The organism is Sphingobacterium sp. UBA7253, assembly GCF_002472745.1.
Taxonomy (GTDB): Bacteria; Bacteroidota; Bacteroidia; order Sphingobacteriales; family Sphingobacteriaceae; genus Sphingobacterium; species Sphingobacterium siyangense.
This window is the reverse complement of the sequence record NZ_DKSP01000030.1, coordinates 28,857-31,992: the sequence shown is the minus strand read 5'-3', so window position 1 is coordinate 31,992 and position 3,136 is coordinate 28,857. Positions and strand designations below refer to the sequence as shown.

Genomic DNA, 3,136 nt, shown 5'->3' with positions numbered 1-3,136 from the left:
AGGAAAATTAGATGGAGATACGACCTTCTTAATTGAATTTCAAGATCATGAAATTAGATTTTTTCTTAACGACATTTACTTTGGGAAGTTAGGTGGGCATTTTGAAGCTTGGTTTCTAACTTGGGATGAACTGTTATCACTTCAACAGTTTGAACAATTATTTCTGCTTATGTTACCAATGACAGCAATTGAAAGAGAGCAAAGAGACCATGCGAAGCAGATTATATATAACCATTTAAAGACAGTACCACAGTTTGAGCAAAGTGCGGAATATATTTCTAAATGTATTTTAAACGGACTTTTAATTGACGAGGTCTTTTTTGAGCTTGATGAAGTGGGTACAGTAAACAATCAAAACCATAGTGTTCGAAATATTCGAAAATATCCAAGATATAAAGAAAACATAATTGAATTGAATAAAATCTTAAAAAAAAATTGCAATAAAAAACTCGGCTCATTATAGTTACGCCAGATCCGCGGCTCATGAAATTCTGGTGCGATCTTTCAAAGAAAATGGCTATGTTGTTATTGCTGAAAAGCTCTTTGATACTTTGCCAAATAAAAAGTTTTTTTAAAATGCCTTAATGCGCCACAATTTTGATTAAAGTCTCTGCAAAAATGAGCGATAAATAAATTTTAAAGATGAAAATATTAATTTGGAAGGGCATTATCTACAATTCCCTCGAATATTTTAAACTGACACAACAGGGAGGCTTTTTTATGGTCGATTCCAACATTATTGGGTATTATGAAGATAAAATCTATACCCTCAAATATCATTTGAAGATTGACGAGCATTGGAATGTTCAAGGTCTTGATTTAGAATATGAAGTGAATGGCGTTAATAAAAGAATAAAAGGAAATAAAGTTAAAAATGACTGGGAAATAAATGGATCGATTATAATCGATTTTCAGGGTATTGATTATATTGATATCTCCCTCACACCATTTACCAATACACTTCCGATCAATAGTTTGAATCTCGAAGTCGGTGAGAGTACGGATATCAAAGTGCTCTATTTTGATATTCTAAACGACGGCATAAAACCAGTTCATCAGAACTATTCGAAAACGAACATGTTAACCTTTCAATACAAGAATGTTCCGAAAGATTTTGAGGCCGACCTTGAAGTAGATCATTTGGGTTTAGTGGTCAATTATCCGGGGTTATTTACCAAGGTAGCCGAAATTTAGCAAGCATCTTCCGGAGCTCAGAAGAACTTCGATTTATAGTCCCTGCGTTTGCACCGGAAAAGGCGAAATCGTGACGAAGTTTCTAAAAACAATATTCCTTTTAGTGCTGTCTTAGCTATGTAACATAAACAGAGCACAATGAATTTTGATATGATTAAATGTGAGGACCTCGGCCAGGCCATACATATACCAAACACGACGGACGACCATCACGAAGAAACCTGGTTTGTGAAATTTGGCGAGGAAATAATAGGTGTTGGACTTTTTCCAAAACAAAGCTCGAACTGCGTTTTGGCAATCGTTGGCGATAGCTATGACGACAAGAAAATACTGGGCGACATTGATGCACATGATAAAGTGATTATTGAAGGATTGAATATCGCTTTTGAAGGCTACTTAAGATCCATCCGCGGTGATGTAGTCATCGGCGAAAAGCAAGTAGATGATTTCTCGCACAATAATCAAAAGTTGGATTAATACCCTATAAAAAAACTGCTCAACTGTTGAGGCAGTTTTTTTTTATCCTTAGCGAAGTACGCTTGTGCGGCTTTCATTTCCGGAAATGAGCATAACAAGGCAGACACGAGGATGTTAAAATATGCTGAAATAGGTTTATCCTCTAATTTAAGAATTAATGTGGATTTTTTTTGTTTAAACAATTGATATTCTTACAGTCAACCAAGTTTGTGTTCCTACGATATTATGGGCTTTATTTTATAATGTAGAGACAAAATATATCGCTGCTGGGGAGTACAGCTACTCTAGTGTGTCGATTGATCCCCAACTTTGCTGCTTCTTATCCAGTTTTAGATCTTTCAATGAAATAAACATATAACTATACCAACGTGATACTATGATTTCGAGTCCAAAGCAAAATTTGGACTAATTTTTTATTTAAAAATTTTATATATCGTTTTATACATTTATAAAAAAATATTAATATTGTATTTATGTAATACATAATATTGTTGGCATTTTTCATAATCTAACCAATTAGTCTTAAACATCTGCTAACCATTGAAGAACAATTTAATTACCGATATGGAATCGAATCAAGTGGAAAGTCAAATAGAGCACAAAATTTTGCGCTGTCTAAAAGACGGAGATATGCAAGCATTTTCCTTAGTATATAATTTTTACTGGGATGGCCTCTATACCTTTGCTTTACGATTGATGAAGGAAGAATCACTAGCACAAGATGTTTTACATGATGTCTTTACTGAGTTGTGGGCCCGTCATAAAAGATTAAACATCCAATCATCGTTAAAAGATTATTTATTCATTTGTACAAAAAACAGATGTTTTAAACTGCTGGGGAAATTACGTAGGTTAAATGAATTAGAGGAACACCTGTTGTTAGACATAGCTGTTGAGCATGATGAGCTTTCATATAAAGAACTCTCTGATCAGCTTGATGGATTATTAGCGAGACTTCCTACCAAAACAAGAGCAATATTTATCATGAGTCGCGAAGATGATTTATCCTACAAACAAATCGCCAAAAAAATGAACCTTAGTATCAAATCTGTAGAATATCATATATCAAAAGTCTTGAATAAATTACGAAAAGCCTTATAATTATATTCACCTTTTCGTTATTTTGTCATATTAACAAATTAAAATCTTTCAAATTCATCCGTATTATAAGCATATGCCCCTTAACGATAGAGAAGATATAAAAAAACAGACTTTTGATCGTATTCTAACAACGATTAGTAGAAAGAAACGTAAAAAGCGTTTGTTGAATGGGGCTATCCTATTTTTTGTTTTATCTATTTGTTCTGCTAGCTTATACTTTTTTTATTCTCGTTCCATTAATATCTCCCCCCAAAAATCTGAGCATATTTATGCGGATATTACAGCTGGAGATATCACAATTTCAGGGTCAAGGCCCATTTCCCTTGTTGAATGGGAGAATAATAAAAACAAACCTTTCAAAGTC

Annotated in this window: 4 protein-coding genes; all 4 read left to right on the top strand. The window is 33.5% G+C overall.

From position 1 onward, the window contains the following. Nucleotides 1–463: Imm19 family immunity protein (locus B2X72_RS02720; protein ID WP_286848212.1), on the top strand; the 463-nt coding region annotated here is incomplete at its 5' end. Nucleotides 464–642: 179 nt separating this feature from the next. Beyond that, nucleotides 643–1,194 carry a putative glycolipid-binding domain-containing protein gene (locus B2X72_RS02715; protein ID WP_070566793.1) on the top strand — a complete coding sequence of 184 codons (552 nt, stop codon included), beginning with the start codon at nt 643–645 and terminating at the stop codon, nt 1,192–1,194. A gap of 138 nt (nt 1,195–1,332) precedes the next feature. After that, nucleotides 1,333–1,671, top strand: coding sequence for a hypothetical protein (locus B2X72_RS02710; RefSeq protein WP_070566791.1), 339 nt, complete (start codon nt 1,333–1,335; stop codon nt 1,669–1,671). Between the two features lie 540 nt (nt 1,672–2,211). Next, on the top strand, nt 2,212–2,772 hold the full coding sequence (locus B2X72_RS02705) for an RNA polymerase sigma-70 factor (RefSeq protein ID WP_139145011.1): 561 nt from the start codon (nt 2,212–2,214) through the stop codon (nt 2,770–2,772). Nucleotides 2,773–3,136 lie beyond the last annotated feature (364 nt).